This window comes from Sulfobacillus thermosulfidooxidans (assembly GCF_001280565.1).
GTDB lineage: Bacteria > Bacillota > Sulfobacillia > Sulfobacillales > Sulfobacillaceae > Sulfobacillus > Sulfobacillus thermosulfidooxidans_A.
In genome coordinates, this window is the sequence record NZ_LGRO01000001.1 from 1,657,654 (window position 1) to 1,676,519 (window position 18,866).

Sequence of the window (18,866 nt, forward strand, 5' to 3'; positions counted from 1 at the left end):
CGGCGCTTGGTTCAAAACTCCACCGCAACTCCCAGAAGCTTTGCAGGCCCCTAAGTTCGTCATTCTATTCATCAGGGGCTCGTGACATGATTTAGGGTCTCATCCAGTCCTGCCCGCAAGGTGATGGCCAAGGCTTTTGGATGAAGACGTGCATGCATGCGCTGAACATCTTCCCTCTTGGGACGAACGGCTCCTCCCGGAAAGAACGATGTTTGTTTCTACAGGGGAGTGTTCACCCCCAGATATTGCACCTTAAAATCGGATGATGACGAAGACAAGACGTCTAATGATTGTTTTGGCTCAACCACGCTGCCGCTTGCTGCACAATGGCGACAGTTTGACTTGCCGCGGTCCCTTGAAGCACAATCACCATCCCATGATCAGAGGAGGTATAGGCGACAGCTATGGGATTGCTGGGCCGCCAAATGTTGAAATGGATCATCCCAATGTCTTCTTGAGGTAAGACACCATTAATTTGGCTGACAATCGAAGAAGAGACGAGAGTGTGCAAAGAGAGGTACCCTCCTTGTCCTTTCCTCGGAAGAAACCAACTTACGGCAGGCATCTTTCCCTCATCGACGAGCAACAAATAAGCCCGGGCCACTTCATCGCTGGTTCCCCACAAGTCTGTTCCCTCCGACAACACTGAGACTGTTGTCTTAGGTAGGGGAGGGTTCGTGACTGGCTGGCCGCCAATGGTCAAGGACTGGCCAAATCCTAATTGTAAAAGCGCACGATGAATGCCTATATTTCCCCAGCGCGAGCCAATCATATTCAAAAGCCTAGGGCCTTGTTGCGGTGTTAATCCCCGAAATAGCTGGGGATGGTTCAAGGCCATTGCTAACAACACAGGGATCAATGTTTTGCCCAAGGGATGAGGCTGCCAACTCAAAGCACGGCCCAGTGGGTTGGATTCTTGAGCTAACAATTGCCCCTGACCATTGAGAATGACAACGCTGCCGCCTGAGGGAATAACCGGTTCCAGCGCGCGCATAAGAGGTAGCCTCGGCGTAACCCGGATTATGTTGCTTGGAACGCGAAAGCCTTGACCGGTCCACTGCCAGGGGCGATTTGTCAAGGCATGGTGTGCGCGGGCCATGGCCATGACAAGGGAAACGGGGACTTGAGGGACGGGCTCAATTTCTTGAATTTGAACGCGGTATAAACCGTCAATATGCCAACCAAGTGCCGTGTGAAAGAAAGTGGATTGCCCGTTCCACAAAGCATCTGCTACATGCTGCAATTCCGGATACCGACTCAATAATTCATGTTTAGCCCATGAAGGTAATGCTGAGGGAACAACGACTAGAGCTTCTTGATTAACCATCCGTGTTAATAGATGCCCTTGAGTATCCATCATGATGGCATTTAAAGCCGGGTGCAGCGGTGAAATGGCCTGCGTTTTGTAGGGCAAGGGCGTATAGGGACGCCAGAGCAGACTAAATATCAACGCTAGAAAGCCAACAACCGCCATAACCGAGGTGGTCGTCGTCCACATCCGACGAGTCCAGTGCACAATAAAAACTCCCTTCGAATCTATCTACAGGGAGTTTTTCCATATTTTCACATTTTATACCAGTCAAAAATGTTGATTGGCGTATTGGATGTTGGCGAGTTGCTGTTGATATGTTGTGGCAAATAACGTGTGGCCATTTGGCAATGCAATAAAATATAAATAAGGAACCCGTGCAGGATAAAGAGCAGCCTTTAATGCCAATATTCCGGGATTCGATATGGGTCCCGGGGGGAGTCCTTTATGCAAATAGGTATTATAGGGCGACACGACTTGGAGATTTGCATAGGACAACGATCCGGCGATAGGATGTCCTATAGCGTAACGGACTGTCGCGTCACTTTGCAGCGGCATGCCGATTTTCAGGCGATTGATGAATACGCCGGCAATTTTACTGGCATCACCCGGATTTTTGTCTTCCACTTGCACAATCGAGGCCAACGTCACCCACTGGGATAACGATAACGTGGAGTGGCTCTTTTTATAAAGAGGCAGGGCCCGCGTGGTAAAGGTTGTCCACATAGTGGTCAAGGCTTGTTTTGCGGTTGTCCCATAAGGAAATTGGTAGGTAGCTGGAAATAAATATCCTTCATAAGGATCTTTAACCCCGGCAGCGGGCTTGGGCATTCCTGGCAACGGTGTTTTCAACAAAGCCGCAAACTTCTGGGTCGTTCCAATATGATGCATAACTAAACGGTGAACAATTTGCTGAACGGTAAAACCCTCAGGAATGCTCACCCGAATCGTGACGACCTTGCCCTCTTCCATCATCGCCAACATTTGTTGGGGATTTTGGCTAGGAGACAACCGGTATACGCCGCTTTGCAAGGAACGAGCCTGGTGACTGAATCGAGTTAAAAGGCGAAAAGCTAAGGCGGACCGAATCAATTTCTTTTGATACAGGACCAAACCAATCTGTGCCGCCGATTGTCCTGGTACGATCCTCACGTAAGTGGCTTGGTGATCGTGCGCATTAACTGGCTGTAAGGATGCCCAGATCCACAATACCAGGAAAAGGACGGCTCCTAAAAAAGCCGTCCCTACCCACTGTGCCAGTCGCCAGCTGCGATGTACCATCTCGCCCCGCATCTTACGCCTGGTCATCAACGTTAAACCGCTCCCATCAGACAATGCTTATTCTTCATCATCCAATAATTCTTCATACGCTTGCGCAACTTTTTCCCATTCTTCTTCTGATTCGATATCGACAAGAATGTCGTCGCCATCATCATCTTTTTCTAAACGCAAGATAACGGCTTCGGCTTCTTCATCTTCTTCCGTATCAATGGGCAATAAAATAGCGTAATCTTGCTCTTCGACTTCAATGACATCGACCACTACAAACTCGTGCTCATGTCCTTCCTCATCGGTCAAAGTAATAATTTCGTCTTCTTCCTCAGGCCCATGCCCTATCAAGTTTTTGTCGTCATCCATGTGATTGTCCTCCCCTGATTTGGTGTGTTGTTTATGGTCGAGATACCCCTGCAGGATTAATGCGGCGGCCAGACCATCCACCACCTGTTTTCTTTTGTCGCGCCGAACGTTTTGTTCTATCAACAACCGCTCAGCGAGCTGAGTGGTGAGCCGTTCGTCCCACGTCATCACATTGCAAGGGGCCTCAGTTTTCAGTGCGTCAACAAACTTTAAAGTTTTTTCGGCCTGAGGACCGACGCTTGCATTCATGTTCAATGGTAACCCTACCACAATTTCTTTAACATCCCAAGTCGTAACCAAGTCCAAAATGGCCTGAAGATCATAAGATTTGGAACGCCTTTTTATCGGTGGTCTAGCCGAAGCCAATAAACCCAGTTCATCACTGATAGCGACCCCAATCCATTTATCCCCAACGTCCAATGCCATTATGCGTTTAGCCATTTAGGATGTCTTCTCGACTTGTGCCACATACTGGCGCAACAGTTCTTCTAGCAGCTCGTCTCGTTCCACACGACGGATAAGATTCCGGGCGCCCTGATGACTGGTGATATATGCAGGATCACCAGACAGGAGGTAACCAACGAGCTGGCTAATGGGATTATATCCTTTATCTTTGAGGGCACTATAGACTTCACGCAAAATTGCGTCAGCCTGATTGGCCGCCTCGTGATGCCCCCACAATCTGCGAGTCTCATCTGTCGGCCCCATAGTCCACGTCCTTTCTCTTGCTTATCCAGCCGCCATAAGTTTCTCCGATAGCAAATGACGCGCCTCGTCTAACATCGAGGCAATGCCCCGCACATCTTTGCCACCTGCCTGGGCCAGATCGACACGGCCTCCGCCACCCCCATCGATGCGGCGGGCCAAGGTTTTCACCAGAGCCCGCGCATCCAATCCGCGAGCAACTAAGTCTTTCCCTAAATATACAACTAATGAAGCCCGCTCACCATGCTTCGCGGCTAAAACCGCACCAGAGACTTGAGATTTAACACCATCTAACACTTCTCGCAGCTCTTCTAAAGAATTCGCATCAGTTTCGTGCACAATAACTTTCAAGCCATTATAGGTTTCCGCCTCACGGGCTAATTGGCTCCCCCGTTGATAGCGTTCTTTCCGTTTGAGCTCGGCCAACTCCGTTTCCAATGCCTTATTGACATCTTGTAAGGCCTTGACCTTATCCGGCAATTCCTCCGGAGCCGAATGCAGCTGCGAGGTCAATTGATCCAGGGTTTGGCGCTGTACCCGAAAAGTTTCCAGCGCATTGAAACCTGTCACAGCCTCGATACGACGTGAGCCGGTTCCGACAGAAGTTTCTTCGGTGATGGCAAACAATCCAATTTGCCCAGTACGCTTACAATGTGTGCCCCCACACAGTTCTTGGCTCGCGGAGGGAATTGTGATTACTCGAACCACTTCCCCGTACTTGTCGCCAAAAAACGCTAACGCCCCTTGATTAAGGGCCTCGTCCTTGCCCATTTCCTGGACTTGCACGGGAATATCTTCTAAAATCCAACCGTTGACCAAATCTTCAATGGCATTTTTTTGTTCACGGGTTAAAGGACTCGGATAGGAAAAGTCGAACCGCAAACGATCCGGCGCCACAAGCGAACCCGTCTGGTGAACACCCGTGCCTAAAATTTTTCTTAATGCGGCATGAAGAAGATGGGTACCCGTATGGTTACGCATGGCTCCTTCACGGCGTTGTTTGTCAACAGAAAGGTTGACACGCTCCCCAACCGTCAAGCTGCCCTCAATAACCGTGCCAAAATGCCAAATGGCTCCCTGAAATTTCACAACATCTTCAACTTTCAAGACCCCATGGGGCCCTTGAATTATACCGGTATCGGCGACTTGTCCACCACCTTCGGGATAGAACGGTGTCTTCGGGGTGAACACCCATCCCGATTCGCCCGTCATAAGGCGCTGGACCGAATCGGCACCAATATAGAGATGTGTCAAAGGAACATCATGACTCGTCAGCTCGTGATAGCCGACAAATTCGTTGGGTTCCAGATGGGGTAATTGTTCTGCATCTTGCCGACGATTTCTCGCTCGTCTAGCTCGTTCCCGCTGTTCCTTCATGGCCGCATCAAACCCCGTGTGATCTACGGTAATTCCGCGCTCAAGAGCCGCGTCAACCGTCAAATCCAAGGGGAACCCATAGGTGTCATAGAGCAAAAAAGCTTCTTCACCAGGCAATACACCGCCTTCGGGAACCGATTGCAGTTTGGATTCCAGAACTTTCATACCCGAATCGAGAGTGACGCGGAACCGTTCCTCCTCATCCAAAATCATTTGTTGAATAAGACTTTCTCCAACCAAAACTTCAGGATATGCATCCCCCATAATTTCGCCGACAACGGGAACTAGTTCATGAAGAAAGGGACGATGAAATCCTAGGAGCAGTCCAAAGCGTACGGCGCGTCGTAAGATTCGCCGCATAACATAGCCCCGGTCGGAATTGCTAAAGGATACGCCCTCAGCCAAAAGAAAAGTGATAGCACGAATGTGGTCCGCAATAACGCGAAATGGCATGCCCTCTGGACCTGGATCATAAGTTACATGAGAGAGATGCTCAACATGACGAATCAACGGCCGCAAAAGGTCCGTGTCAAAGTTCGAATTGACGCCCTGCAAATAGGCCGCAATCCGTTCTAGACCCATACCGGTATCAATAGACGGCTTTGGAAGCGGCGTGAGTACCCCATTTTCATCCCGGTTATATTGCATAAACACCAGGTTCCAAATTTCTTGGATGCGGTCACAGTCACAAAGTCCTAAGCCACAGTGGTCGCTACACGCGTATTCGGGACCACGGTCCACGAAAATCTCGGATGAGGGCCCACAAGGGCCAGTGTCACCCATGCTCCAAAAGTTGTCTTTTTCCCCCATCCGGACAATCCGTTCGGGGCGCACCCCAGCCACTTCTTGCCATAACTCATAAGCTTCGTCATCGGTTTCAAACACGGTCACCCAGAGAATCTCGGGATCCAACCCTAAAACCTCAGTAAGAAATTGCCAGGCAAAACGAATCGCATCGCGTTTAAAGTAGTCTCCAAAGGAAAAATTTCCTAACATTTCAAAAAACGTTTGGTGCCTTGCCGTTTTTCCCACTTGGTCCAAATCATTATGTTTACCCCCGGCTCGCATACATTTCTGCACCGAGACAGCACGGGAATACGAACGTGATTCATTACCTAAAAAGACATCTTTAAATTGAACCATACCCGCATTCGTAAAAAGCAATGTGGGATCTTGGGCAGGAACCAAGGGAGAACTTGGCACTTTATGATGTCCTTGTGATACAAAGTAATCTAAAAACTTTTGCCGAATTTCGGCAGAACGCATGGGAAGTCCTCCTTGCCTCAGGGACCAGGCATTGACTAATCTTACTCATTTTACTTGGCTCATTCTGCCATGGTCAAGTCAGATTATCAATCGGCGGTATAAATGGCCTAAAATCACTTTAATGACTGCTGCGGAAGGCACCGCCAACAACAATCCCGCAACGCCTCCAATTTCTCCCCCAGCCAAAATAGCGAAAATCACGACCAATGGATGAAGCCCTACGGAATCGCCCATAACTTTAGGACCAATCACGGTTCCTTCTAACTGGTGAATGGCAACAAAACCTAAAATAGCATACAGTGCTTTCAAAGGAGATTGTTCAAGACCGAGCACCACCGCGGGAATCGCCCCGGCAATGGGACCGACATAGGGAATCACGTCAGTAAATCCGGCAATGGCACCAATTAGCAAGGATAGGGGAATACCAAGAATTTGGACCCACAGGCCCGAGAGTATGCCCACAAACAGGGCCACTAATAATTGTCCACGAATAAACCCATTGAGAGCCCGGTCGATATCCAAAGCTAGCACGTACACCGAGGGTTGCCAATCTACGGGGACAACTTGCCAAAATCGGGCGCGGATCCGGTTCATGTCTTTGAGCAAATAGAAAGCCAAAATGGGCGAAATAATCACACTTAAAATCCCTGGCAATACCCCAAATATCGCGGTCACCAACTGCTTCGATAATGTAAACAATTTATTTTCCCAGCGCACCCCGGCTTCGTCAATCGCTTTACGCACCGAGGAAGGAATCGGAGCCTGATGAAAGCGCATGAGCCAATAATTCCATGTCCATTGGAGCTGTTTTGTCAAGGAGGGTATTAAATGAATCATTTTCACGGTCTCTTGGATCCACAAGGGCACCATATAGACGATCATTGCCGTAATGAACAGGCCGACCAAAGCATAGGCTAATAAAATAGCCGGCACTCGGTGCATGCGGTGTTTGACAAATAGTTCCACCAAAGGAGCTAACAAGTAGGCCAAAACGATGGCAAAAATGAAGGGCAGCAAGACAACGCGGGCAGCCCATAGGAGCATCAAAGAACCGAGGACAAAAACCGCCAAAAGCCCCAAACGGAAAAACTTTACGGGGCTTCTGGCGAGGCTTGCACCTTTCACACTGTCACCCTCATCCCATAAATCTGACTTATCCTAGACGGCGTTTCGCTAGGTGGATGAGTTCCCGACCTCCAACTTTAGCCACTTTCCATGCCTTAGGTGCCATTTGGCTTGCCCCGCGCCATGCCAAGCGATAAACACTCGGACGCGGACGGGTAATTAACCATACCCCGGCCATCACGGCTCCCACTAAGACTCCGGTAACCATCCCTGTCACGTATTTCATTTTCACGACATCACCCCTTCGGGACCGAATTCATCGAGTCGAGACAATTCTCCATCCGCTTCCACCCGGAACATGCGGACGCCGCGGGGACCTAACGAAAACTCAATAAAACACTCCCAACAATAATACTGTCCGGTACCTACACGACCCACATTGCGTCCCCCGCAAGCAGGGCATAAAGGATCTGTCATGTTCCATTGCTCCTTTTGGCGTGATACCGTTATATTGCCCTGTTGGAGAAAATTTTAATCTTGCCATCGGCATCTTCTCGAATTTCATGCGTCGGTACCAGCAAAGCTCCGTGCAATAAGTCTTCGAGTAATCCGCGGCTGATCACAATTTGATGAACGGCTAAACTATTTTCATCAATTATCAAATCTTTAATGCGTCCGACCAAGTCGCCATTGTCCCGCCACACGGGGCGGTTCATCACCAGCTTTTGAGCGTGTAGGGTTTTCCACCACGACCGGGGTCTCTTCAGGGCATATGATCTCCGGCGCAGCTGAATCTCCATCAACGTCACCGAAACCACCTCAGGTTCAGCCGGAATATAAAAGCGGCTAATGGCCGTGCGAACCCCAAAGCCATCGATAACGCCTTCTGGCCACCGGATTACAATATCTTCTACCCATCCCCAGTGTCCCGCCTTTCCGTAAAGGGTCACAGGGAGATGCAATAAATGCCATCGGCTGACCATTTTTGCCTCTCCATTCCCGCTCTACTTGTGAATTCTCCCCCCGGCCACTAAAACATCATTTTGATAGAGTACCGCCACTTGTCCCGGGGAGATCGCCCACTGCGGTTGGTCAAAAATAATTTCTGCATCCTCGCCGCGGTCCATCCACCACGCCGGTTCCGGTTCCATGTTGTAACGAATCTTAGCCTCGCCCCGCAATTTGTTTGCAGAAACGGGCAAAACATAATTTACGCTGGTGACATGTACAGCCTGCTCCAGAACATCTTCTTTGTCTCCTACCACGACGTGATTGGTCTTCGCATCGAGTTTTACCACATAACGTGGGGCCGATGAGCTAATTCCCAGTCCACGCCGCTGCCCAATGGTGTAAAAGGCAATGCCCCGGTGACGGCCGAGAACCTGTCCCTTGGTATCCACCACTTCCCCCGGCTTCACGGCCTCGGGCCGATGCGATTCCAAATACCCTTGATAATCATTTTTGGGCACAAAACATAACTCTTGACTCTCCGCCTTATGAGCCGTGACTAAACCATAGCGTTCAGCGATGCGTCTGGAGTCCTCTTTATAGTATTCCCCCAAGGGAAAGAGCAAATGAGCCAAATCATCTTGGCGCATCGTATAAAGTAAATAGCTCTGGTCTTTGGCATGGTCAATGCCGCGCATCAAATAATATAATCCATCCCGTTCTTGTAACCGCACATAATGTCCTGTGGCTAAATAATCAGCCCCCTGCTGCGAGGCCCATTCCCACATCGCGCCAAACTTGATATACCGATTGCATAATGCGCAGGGATTGGGTGTCATCCCCGCCAAATAAGCCTCTTCAAAAGGCAAAATCACCCGCTCATAAAAAGGTTGTTCAACGTCGACAAGATAATGCGGAATTCCCAATTTTTTCGCGACACGCCGGGCATCAACGATGGCCTCTAATGAGCAACAACTATTCGTGGTCTCGGCCGGCAAATGACGCATGGTGACACCAATCACATCATATCCCTGCTCTAAAAGTAAAGCGGCCGCTGTCGATGAGTCGACGCCGCCGCTTAGACCTACTACTACGGTTTTCGCCACTCTATCCCCCACCTTCTAATAAGGTTGCAATATTCCGTTTGAAATGTTCCCGTTGCAAATCGATCAACATTTGAAAGCTCATTGACGACATCGTCGCAATCAGCGCTTCTTGAACACGGCTCCACACGTCAGGTCCCACGCAAAAATCCATGTCTGGACACCCTTGGGCGTCTTCTGAGCTACAATCCGTGAGGACAATTGGACCCTCCACTGCATCAACCACATCACTCACCGAAATCTCCGCCGGAGGTTTAGCCAACATGTACCCTCCCTGGGCTCCTCGTAAACCGCGAACTAAACCAGCTTTTTTGAGCGGTCCCATCAGTTGCTCTAAATATTGTTCCGAAATGTTTTGTGCTTTAGCGATCCAACTCACGGCAACGGGTCCTTGCCCATAATGCAAAGCCAATTCGTAGACGGCTTTGACACCATATCGACCCTTGCTCGAGATCTTGATCATGAGACCCCACCGTCCTTAGGCTCTGTTCCAATAACTTTAAAGTATCATTCTCGGTGAATTCGGTCAATGGAAAGCCGCACAACCCCTGCTTGAGGTTTTTCTAGAGGTTAACTCAAATCAACTAAGTGACTAGTCATAAATGACTATCTTATTCGCAGCAATCTTCCCCAGCAACGCAGCAATGCGATGACACCGACAATTTTACGGTTGCTCAAAATCCCAATCATGAAGATGCGCTGCAGACAACGCATCCGTCACAACAAATCCTTGAATGCCGCGACATCCCCACGCCCGGAGTTGTTCTTTTTGTTGAGGGGTTTCTACGCCTTTGGCGATAACAGGAATATTAAGCGGCTGACATGCCCCAAGAACAGCCCGGATCGTCGCTTCACCGATTGGGGTATCCCACCCGCGAACGAGTGCCGTGGCCAGTTTCACCGCAGCAATCGGGCGACGAACCAAACTGGCCAAATCACTGCCGTCGAGACCAAAATTGTCACAAACCAAATGATAACCTTGTCCCGTTAAGACGGCCAGGGCTTCCGTAATGACAGGATCGTCACTCGCTAACAACGACGCGGGGACATTCAGCCAAATCGAATCAGGTACCAGTTCAGGCCATTTTTTCTGCCAACTTTCCCATTGCGAAAAGAAATCCGCCCGCAACAAGTCCGCAGCCGTTACGGGCAAGGCAATCCCTCCCGTCCGGTTCTCCCACCGGGCCCATTGATCTAAAGCATGCTCCCATACCCAGCGGTCTAATTGGAACAATACCGGATGGTGATACAATGCCGGTAAAAATTCGCCAGCACGATGCAAGTGCTGTTGCGCATCTTGATAGCGCACAAGCACCTCCCACGTCCAGATAGTTCCCGTGGATACATCCAAAACTGGCTGATAGAAGATGTGCATTTGGTTGTCGGCCAGTGCCTTGGCAATGCGTTCTGGCCAGGGCGAATCCCATTTTTCCGGATTTATGTTTTGACCATGCTTCTCTGAATACAAAATGCGGTCAGCATGGTGAATCAAAGCACTAAGGCTGGTCCCTTGAGTCGGAAATTGGGCCATTCCCCACGAGGCAAATAATTTCACCGTGGTTTGTTCATTTAACAAAATCGGTTCATTAAAGATGCCGTCAAGCTTCGTTAAAATTCGCTCTTGACCTAAGTCGTCGGGAAATCCAGGTAACAAAAACAGAAACTCATCGCCACCCCATCGTCCGACCCAATCGGTATGACGTAACTGTTTTTTCCAGCGGTGGCTGATGGTTCGCAGCACCGTATCCCCGGCTTGATGACCTAGTGTGTCATTTATTGTTTTAAACCCATCCAAATCCACCAGAACCAACGTAAACGGTTGCCGAGAATTAATAAGCGCTTGTCCTTGAATTTCCGTTGCCAAACGGTTAGGGAGACGGGTGACCGGATCTTGCCAACCAGCCACGGTTAACGCCACATTGGCCAGGTTCCGTAACGAGCGCATCACCCTTTTTATGCCGGTTGCAACATGGGCAACAGAATGCCACGCACTAGAGGCGAAATCATCTCCCGTCAGCATTAATTGAATCAATCGCCCATGTAACATCAACCAATCATCCGGGGTTAGCCGGCGCAATAGCCAATCAGCAGGCAGATGATTCGAGTCATCAGGCGACATCGCGAGTTGTTCAATAAACTGTGACAATGCGGCATGTAACTCTTCTGTATCGGTCACGTGCCTTTGCTTAACCCGTTCGACAATGGAAGGCACAACATGACGAGCCATGGCCGCCCATGGCCACTGGCTCACAAGACTTTTGTCCCTTTCGCTCCATTCACAGGGATCGGGATGGGCCGATTCGGCCCATAATCCGTGATCTACCCCATTATTTGCTCCCATATCTATGCCTCATTTAACATTGACGTTGGCTCCAAGACAGGAATGTCTGGAAATTTTAGTCTGGTTTTCTAACGCTTCATCCGCCTTTGGTGACATCTTGCACTTCCATATTCGGGAATATTTTACATGTTCTTACCCATTTTGCCTAATATTTCGAAAGGAATAGGTGAACAAGATTTCACCGTGATAATTCGCAGGAAACAAAGACAGCAGAGCCGTCCCCTGCTGTCTTTGTTTTAGAATAGAGTTTCACAATACCGTTATCCCTTGGTAGGAACACTTTGAGATGATTCATCTTTTTTGCCAAGACGGCGGAAGAAACTCCGAATGGGATCGTAATAGCGGTCAGCGACTCGCTCTTTTAGAGGAATGATAGCGTTGTCCGTAATATGGATATGTTGCGGACAAACCTCTGTACAACACTTGGTCACATTGCACATACCGATCCCCGCCTCATTTTTCAATTGGGGTATCCGGTCCGCACGATCCGCAGGATGCATCTCGAACTCGGCCATTTTGACCATAAAACGTGGGCCAAAATATTCGTCTTGGGCGTGATGGTCGCGCAAAACATGGCAAACATCTTGGCATAAGAAACATTCGATACAATGGTGAAATTCTTGGATACGGTCGACATCCCACTGCTGCATCCGAAATGGTGCCGCTGTTTCCGGATGAAACGTAGGAATTTTTTTGGCCACTTCATAATTCCACGAAACATCTGTTACCAAATCTTTAATAATTGGGAACGTCCTCATAGGTTGAATATGCACCACTTGGCCCTGGTAGTCATCCAAACGGGTTTTGCACATGAGTTTGGGCATGCCGTTTATCTCAGCAGAACAGGAACCACAGTGAGCCGCCTTGCAGTTCCAGCGCACCGCCAGATCCGGAGCATCATGAGCCTGAACATAATGGACAGCATCTAAAACAACCATGCCCGGAATGGCTGGCACGTAATATTCCCGTTCTTCTCCCCCGTTTTGGTCACCGCGAAAAATCCTTAACACAAACTGGTCGCTCATGACGATGCCCCTTTCCGCTGATTGGGATTATCAGAAGCTTCACGTCCCGGTGCTAGAGGTTTCGCACAAATTTCCTGAAGAGCCAAAGGCATGGTCGGCACCGGGACCCGCTTGATCCGGTCCCCATCCGGAGAATACTCATGAACAAAATTCCACTTGCCCATTTCTTCGAGTTCGTCCGGATAATCCGTACGCCAGTGGGCACCCCGGCTTTCCTTTCGTTCCAATGCGCCACGAATGATGAGTTCTGATAAGGTCAACATATTTTCCACATCAAAAACAGCATGCCAACCGGGATTATAGGTTCGCCCGCCTTGCGCTCCCATATTCTTGGCGCGTTCTTGAAGTTTCAAAACCTTTTCGAGACCTTCCTCCAATGTCTGTTGATCCCGGACAATTCCTGCATGCGTCGACATAACCGCTTGCAGTTCTTCATGAATGGTGTAAGGATTCTCTCCATTGGGCCGATTAAAGGGTTCAAGAACTCGCGTCACTTCTTCTTCGATTTGGGACTCGGGAATATTCACATCTCCCTTGCGAGAACCCGCAAAATCGCGGGCCGCAATGCCGGCTCGGCGCCCGAACACCAAAATGTCCGCCAGCGAATTGCCGCCAAGACGGTTGGCCCCATGAAGACCACAAGCCACTTCCCCGGCAGCAAATAAGCCAGGAATGTTTGTGGCGCAGGTTTCCGCGTGGGCCTTTACCCCGCCCATGGTGTAGTGGCAGGTTGGCGCCACCTCAAATGGCGACTTGGTAATGTCCACGTCCCCGAGGGTCAGTAATTGCTCGTACATCCCGGGCAACTTTCGCTTGATAAAGTCGGCACCCTTATGACTGATATCAAGCCAAGCCCCCCCATGTGGTGTCCCCCGTCCCGCTTGCACCTCTTTAAAAATGGACCGGGCTACCACATCACGCGTCGAGAGCTCTTGCCGCTCAGGATCATAGCGCAACATAAAGCGCTCTTTTTCCGAATTATAAAGAATACCGCCTTCACCACGCACACCTTCTGTGACCAATAATCCCGCAACTCCAGGCGGCCAAACCATACCGGTAGGATGGAACTGAACCATTTCCATATCTTGAAGTTCAGCTCCGATTCGATATGCCATGGCCGCCCCATCACCTGTGCTTTCCCACGAGTTCGAGGTTACCTTATACACTTTGCCCCATCCGCCCGTTGCCAGCACCACAGCTTTCGCCTTAAACACAACAAAATGCCCATCGGCACGGTAGTAACCGAAAGCTCCCGCAATTCGGTCCTTATCCATTAACAGGCGGGTAATGGTCACTTCTTGGAAAATACTGATATCCATCGAAATGGCCTTGTATTGCAACGTGCGTAGGAGTTCCATGCCCGTGCGGTCCCCTATGTGAGCAAGACGGCGAAAACTATGTCCCCCAAATGCCCGCTGCATAATCAAACCTTCTGGGGTCCGGTCAAATACAGCGCCCCACTGCTCGAGTTCCAAAACCCTAGCAGGAGCTTCTTTAGCGAAAACCTCAACCGTCCGAAAGTTATTGATATAGTGTCCACTTTTCATGGTGTCATAAAAATGTGTCTGCCAACTATCTCGACTGTCCACATTCCCAATAGAGGCGGCAGCTCCCCCTTCAGCCATGACAGTGTGGGCCTTCCCAAGAAGCGACTTGCCAATCACCGCGACAGACAGCCCGCCACCAGCCGCCGCTTCCACCGCCGCACGTAACCCGGCTCCTCCGGACCCTAAAACCAACACGTCAAATGAGTGAGTTTCCATCGTTTCAATATTCATCAGAATAACCTCACATCATGGATTACGCCCATTATCAACAGGCGAATATAGAGATCCGCGATCCACACGGAAAAGAGTGATGCCCATGCCCAAGCTCCATGAAAGGCATTGGCTTCGGAAACCCGGTGCCATAAATTGTAGCGTAGGGTCTTTTTCCCATGGGCCGTACAAGAAAAGCAATCTTTCCGGCCGCCAATCAAATTCCTAAAAGCATGGCAAGAAAAGGTGTAACCCGTCAACAAAATGGCGTTAATTAAGAGAATAATGGAGCCAAGCCCCACCCCAAACCCATTGGGAAATATAAAGGCTTGCACAACATCTTTCCACAAAAAGATCAACACGATAACTGCTAAATACCACGCATAACGGTGCAAGTTATTAATTTTCCATTCACCCTTATAAGGGCGATTTTGATGCGATTTAGGCTCGGATACGGCACATCCCATAGGATGGCACGTAAAAGCCCGGTAATATTCTTTCCGATAGTAATAACAGGAAAATCGAAAAACAAAGGGAATCCAAACCACATACAACGCCGTCAATAAATGAAAACCAAACCACCCCGCAACATCCGGAGAAAAGAACGGCGAGACGTAATTATGATAAGTTCCTGTATTATGGAAAAGGACTTCCCATAATGAATAAATGACAAATCCACCTAAGGCAACAATGGTAAAGGCCGGTTCTACCCAATAGGGCAGTTTGCCAGCAGGCTTTATAGGCCGGCTGGGGCCTGGTTGACTCGCCTGTGCCATTCACATCCCCCTCTTTACAGCAATGATGGCGTTTGTTGTTCATGTTCTCAGTGTGAATACATGCTCAAGTATAGCGCAACCGGATTTTCACGGATCCGGTTGTCGTTTTAGGCAAAAGATTCAGACATTCGGCTCGAAACCTTGACGTCGTCTGGTTTCGAGGTCTATCATCAGGGTCTTTTCGTGACCTTGGTCGCTGCCTTCAAATATCTGGATATTCGCCATGTCCTCGGGGAGATAACGCTGATCAACATAATGGTGGGGAAAATCGTGAGGGTAGCGATATCCTTGATGTAAAGTCCTTTCGCCAAAATGATTATCGCGCAAATAGGACGGCACTTCACTTTGAGGATAACGCTCGAGGACTTCGTCGAGTTTTCCTAAGGCTTTGACCACACTATTGGACTTCGGTGCCGCCGCAATATAGAGAACCGCTTGAGCCATAGGGATGCGTGCCTCCGGTAATCCAACAGCTTCTAATGCCGTCCAGGCCGACGTCGCCACAACAAGTGCCATTGGATCCGCCAATCCCACATCTTCAGCCGCATGGACCATAATACGCCGCATAATATACCTGGGATCTGTTCCCCCGGCCAAGAGACGTCCAAACCAGTACAGCGCAGCATCCGGATCCGATCCCCGCAGGCTTTTGATGAACGCCGACGTCAGATCATAGTGCATATCTCCCATGCGGTCATGGTAATGCCGGCTCGATGTCATCACTTCATCGAGGTGAGTCATACGGAGAACCCGGCTTCCCTTCGCATCAGCTAAAATCGCCATTTGCTCCAACACACTTAAAGCAAAGCGTCCATCACCGCCCACACGCTCCGCTATTGCTTCGAAAACTCCTTCGTCTCTTTGCCCGTCATGGTGCCACCATTCACTACGCCTGGTCCATGCGCGTTCCAAGATAGCGATGACTGCTTGAGCATTTAAGGGTTTGACTTCCAGGAGCAGGCAACGGGATAACAATGCCCGGTTGATAGAAATCCAAGGGTTGTCCGTGGTTGCCCCAAACAGCACGAGAGTGCCGTCCTCGACAAAGGGCAATAAGACATCTTGCTGTGCGCGGTTAAAGCGGTGGATTTCATCGAGAAAAAGCAATGTCCCCTTACCGTTGAGATTCCATCGTTCCCGGGCTTGATCCGCTAGGGTCCTGATTTCTTTCACTCCACTATCAATAGCCGACAATGCAACAAAAGAGAGACCCACCTGTTCGGCCACGATCCGTGCTAAGGTAGTTTTGCCTGTTCCCGCCGGCCCGTGAAAGATGATGGACCGGACCTTCCCCTTTAACATCGAGCGAATAATACCGTGAGGGCCGGTCAAGTGTTCTTGACCGGCCACCTCCTCAAGGGTTCTCGGACGCAATTTCCAGGCTAAAGGTGCATGTTGTTCGCGACTGTTTTCGCCGGCACTGGCGAATAAATCTCCATTCACCGACCCTCACCCTTTCGCAGGCGTTAAATGGGCAAAGGCTTCAATCGTGCGTGCAATGCCCTCATCATCGACATCGAGATGGGTTACCAAACGTAACCGCCTTGGTCCCATAGCTCCGACTAGAATACCGGCAGTTTTTAAAGCGCTGATCATCCCATCCACAGGGGTGTCAAAGTCTACCATCACCATATTCGTAGGGACAGAAGGCATGTCCACACGGTATCCCATATCTATTAGAGCCTGTGCTAAGGTTAAAGCACGCCGGTGATCATCGGCTAGACGCTCAATGTGATGATCCAACGCATAAATCCCTGCGGCCGCCAAAATGCCTGCCTGCCGCATTCCTCCCCCTAACCATTTGCGATAGACCCGAGCCTTATCGATATAAGCTTTCGATCCGGCAATCACGGATCCCACAGGTGCACCCAGCCCTTTAGAAAGACACATCGATACCGAATCAACATCCTCGGTTAATTCCGCAATGGGCACTCCTAAGGCAATCGCGGCATTGGCAATGCGTGCGCCGTCCAAATGCACCCGGAGCTGATGTCGGCGGGCCACCTCAATTAAAGGACGCATCCGCTCCCGGGATAAGGCCGCTCCTCCCGCCCGGTTGTGAGTGTTTTCCAAAGACAATAATCTCGGGCGGGGATGATGGATATTGGTGGGGCGGATACTGGCTTCTAAGTCTTGGGGACTCATGAGCCCCTCAGGACCCGCCAGCTGCGTAAACGTGGCTTGCGACCACATAGCAGCCGCACCGCCCTCGTAATAGTAAATATGATTATCACGGTGAATGAAAACTTCATCGCCCCGCTCGGTATGGGTCAAAATCGCAATCTGGTTGGCCATAGTTCCTGAGGGGACAAATAGACTGGCTTCTTTGCCAAGAAGATGGGCGGCATATTCTTCCAACTTATTGACGGTCGGATCTTCGCCGTAAACGTCATCCCCCACCTCGGCTTGGTACATGGCCTCACGCATGGCCGATGTAGGTCGGGTGACCGTATCGGAGCGTAAATCTACATAAGCCTGAGAGGACTCGCTCATAATCCCAACTTCTTCAACAACTGAGCTTTGGGGAGCGCTCCCACCACACGGGACGTCTCTTGACCATTTTGGAATTTAATGAGGGTGGGGATACTCATTACGCCATATTCCGCCGCAATGGTCGGATTTTCATCCACATTTAATTTGGCGATGGTAATCGAACCTTGACGTTCTTGTGCCAATTCTTCCAAAATCGGGCTGATCATGCGGCAGGGCACACACCATGCGGCCCAAAAATCCACAATCACTGGGTTAGGAGATTCTGCAATCACTTGATGAAAATTTGCTTGACTTACTACCACCACATTGTCTGCCAAAGAATTTCGCCTCCAATTTCACCCTCGATATTACCAGGGAAATGAAAGAAAGAGAAGATAGGCAAGCCATCTTCTCTTTCAAGCCCCGCCATGCCGTGCAACACCGACGTTTTGAACCTGCTGATAAGCAGGTGGGTACCTCCCGTTAATTTTCGCAGTCCCCTTTCCATGAGGGGCAGGACGGCCATTAACTGAGGATCAGGTTCCCTATGTTTTGGTGTTGGCTCAAAACATATCGGTCGCCTTCACGCACACAGCCGGATTAGTAAACTTCATTATAGTGACCTGGGTAGACCAGTGCAACTACAAAGAATTCCCACCAAAGCAAATTTCTCGCTTTGGTGGGATAGGAGGTTAAGACAGTTCGTCGTCGTCCTTCGCCATCCGGGTGACCACGTTGGCAAGCATCTGCTTTTCGTGCGGTCCGCTAGCTTGCCACATGCGCTTTGCTACCCGGTCTTGAGCATTTTTTGGCTCAACGCCGGCTTGTAACATGGCGTCGCCCATGTCGATCACGTCTTCTTGGACGTTGTTATCCCCGTTGCGGAGTTTCTCAGCAACGCGCGATTTCAACTCGTGAAACGATTGCGGAACACCCTTCGCCAAAGGAATCCCTCCCCAAATTGAAGTGCGATTCAACGCAAGTATGGTGCACTTGCGTTCCATCGTGGAGCATTGCTCCATATGTAGTGTGTTCGGCTCGTTGCAAAACTATGAGAGGAATAATTCGGGGAGTTCACGGCCAC

Annotated in this window: 19 protein-coding genes and 1 other RNA gene; all 20 read right to left on the reverse strand. The window is 49.9% G+C overall.

The features are described 5' to 3' along the window. Window positions 1-283: 283 nt before the first annotated feature. The 20 genes from AOA63_RS08345 to AOA63_RS08435 all read right to left on the reverse strand — a co-directional run bounded on the left by AOA63_RS08345 (window position 284) and on the right by AOA63_RS08435 (window position 18,726). Window positions 284-1,516 carry a hypothetical protein gene (locus AOA63_RS08345; RefSeq protein ID WP_053959264.1) on the reverse strand — a complete coding sequence of 411 codons (1,233 nt, stop codon included), beginning with the start codon at window positions 1,514-1,516 and terminating at the stop codon, window positions 284-286. 63 nt (window positions 1,517-1,579) lie between these two features. Beyond that, a complete protein-coding gene (gene mltG / locus AOA63_RS08350; protein WP_242848299.1) occupies window positions 1,580-2,617 on the reverse strand; it encodes an endolytic transglycosylase MltG in 1,038 nt (345 codons plus the stop codon). Between the two features lie 30 nt (window positions 2,618-2,647). Continuing rightward, window positions 2,648-3,388 (reverse strand): Holliday junction resolvase RuvX, encoded by a 741-nt coding sequence (gene ruvX, locus AOA63_RS08355; protein ID WP_053959266.1) that lies wholly within the window; start codon window positions 3,386-3,388, stop codon window positions 2,648-2,650. Then, a complete protein-coding gene (locus AOA63_RS08360; RefSeq protein ID WP_020373344.1) occupies window positions 3,389-3,655 on the reverse strand; it encodes an IreB family regulatory phosphoprotein in 267 nt (88 codons plus the stop codon). 21 nt (window positions 3,656-3,676) lie between these two features. Continuing rightward, window positions 3,677-6,295, reverse strand: coding sequence for an alanine--tRNA ligase (alaS, locus tag AOA63_RS08365; protein ID WP_053959267.1), 2,619 nt, complete (start codon window positions 6,293-6,295; stop codon window positions 3,677-3,679). A 78-nt stretch (window positions 6,296-6,373) separates the two neighbouring features. Then, window positions 6,374-7,420, reverse strand: coding sequence for an AI-2E family transporter (locus AOA63_RS08370; protein ID WP_053959268.1), 1,047 nt, complete (start codon window positions 7,418-7,420; stop codon window positions 6,374-6,376). A 28-nt stretch (window positions 7,421-7,448) separates the two neighbouring features. After that, a complete protein-coding gene (locus AOA63_RS08375) occupies window positions 7,449-7,646 on the reverse strand; it encodes a hypothetical protein (RefSeq protein ID WP_242823847.1) in 198 nt (65 codons plus the stop codon). A 2-nt stretch (window positions 7,647-7,648) separates the two neighbouring features. Then, complete coding sequence (locus AOA63_RS08380; RefSeq protein ID WP_053959269.1) at window positions 7,649-7,837, reverse strand: hypothetical protein; 189 nt, start codon at window positions 7,835-7,837, stop codon at window positions 7,649-7,651. Window positions 7,838-7,866: 29 nt separating this feature from the next. Further along, entirely contained in the window at window positions 7,867-8,310 is a 444-nt protein-coding gene (locus AOA63_RS08385) for a hypothetical protein (RefSeq protein WP_206742821.1), read from the reverse strand. A gap of 54 nt (window positions 8,311-8,364) precedes the next feature. Continuing rightward, complete coding sequence (gene mnmA / locus AOA63_RS08390; RefSeq protein ID WP_053959271.1) at window positions 8,365-9,414, reverse strand: tRNA 2-thiouridine(34) synthase MnmA; 1,050 nt, start codon at window positions 9,412-9,414, stop codon at window positions 8,365-8,367. Between the two features lies 1 nt (window position 9,415). Next, window positions 9,416-9,874, reverse strand: a complete 459-nt coding sequence (locus tag AOA63_RS08395; RefSeq protein WP_020373351.1) for an RrF2 family transcriptional regulator — start codon at window positions 9,872-9,874, stop codon at window positions 9,416-9,418. A 201-nt stretch (window positions 9,875-10,075) separates the two neighbouring features. Then, window positions 10,076-11,752: an EAL domain-containing protein gene (locus tag AOA63_RS08400; RefSeq protein ID WP_053959272.1), complete on the reverse strand. Its 1,677-nt coding sequence runs from the start codon at window positions 11,750-11,752 to the stop codon at window positions 10,076-10,078. 260 nt (window positions 11,753-12,012) lie between these two features. Beyond that, window positions 12,013-12,777, reverse strand: a complete 765-nt coding sequence (locus AOA63_RS08405) for a succinate dehydrogenase/fumarate reductase iron-sulfur subunit (RefSeq protein WP_053959273.1) — start codon at window positions 12,775-12,777, stop codon at window positions 12,013-12,015. Further along, a complete protein-coding gene (locus AOA63_RS08410) occupies window positions 12,774-14,555 on the reverse strand; it encodes an FAD-binding protein (protein WP_053959274.1) in 1,782 nt (593 codons plus the stop codon). Before AOA63_RS08410 ends, AOA63_RS08405 begins: the two co-directional genes overlap by 4 nt. Beyond that, window positions 14,555-15,310 carry a hypothetical protein gene (locus AOA63_RS08415; protein ID WP_053959275.1) on the reverse strand — a complete coding sequence of 252 codons (756 nt, stop codon included), beginning with the start codon at window positions 15,308-15,310 and terminating at the stop codon, window positions 14,555-14,557. Before AOA63_RS08415 ends, AOA63_RS08410 begins: the two co-directional genes overlap by 1 nt. Window positions 15,311-15,430: 120 nt before the next feature. After that, window positions 15,431-16,753, reverse strand: a complete 1,323-nt coding sequence (locus AOA63_RS08420; protein ID WP_053959276.1) for a replication-associated recombination protein A — start codon at window positions 16,751-16,753, stop codon at window positions 15,431-15,433. Window positions 16,754-16,759: 6 nt separating this feature from the next. Further along, window positions 16,760-17,803: a low-specificity L-threonine aldolase gene (gene ltaE, locus AOA63_RS08425; protein ID WP_053959277.1), complete on the reverse strand. Its 1,044-nt coding sequence runs from the start codon at window positions 17,801-17,803 to the stop codon at window positions 16,760-16,762. Then, window positions 17,800-18,120 carry a thioredoxin gene (gene trxA, locus AOA63_RS08430; RefSeq protein WP_053959278.1) on the reverse strand — a complete coding sequence of 107 codons (321 nt, stop codon included), beginning with the start codon at window positions 18,118-18,120 and terminating at the stop codon, window positions 17,800-17,802. Before trxA ends, ltaE begins: the two co-directional genes overlap by 4 nt. Before the next feature lie 78 nt (window positions 18,121-18,198). Then, window positions 18,199-18,386: non-coding RNA, 6S RNA (gene ssrS / locus AOA63_RS18910), on the reverse strand. An 88-nt stretch (window positions 18,387-18,474) separates the two neighbouring features. Beyond that, window positions 18,475-18,726 (reverse strand): DUF3243 family protein, encoded by a 252-nt coding sequence (locus AOA63_RS08435; RefSeq protein ID WP_020373359.1) that lies wholly within the window; start codon window positions 18,724-18,726, stop codon window positions 18,475-18,477. Window positions 18,727-18,866: the final 140 nt, after the last annotated feature.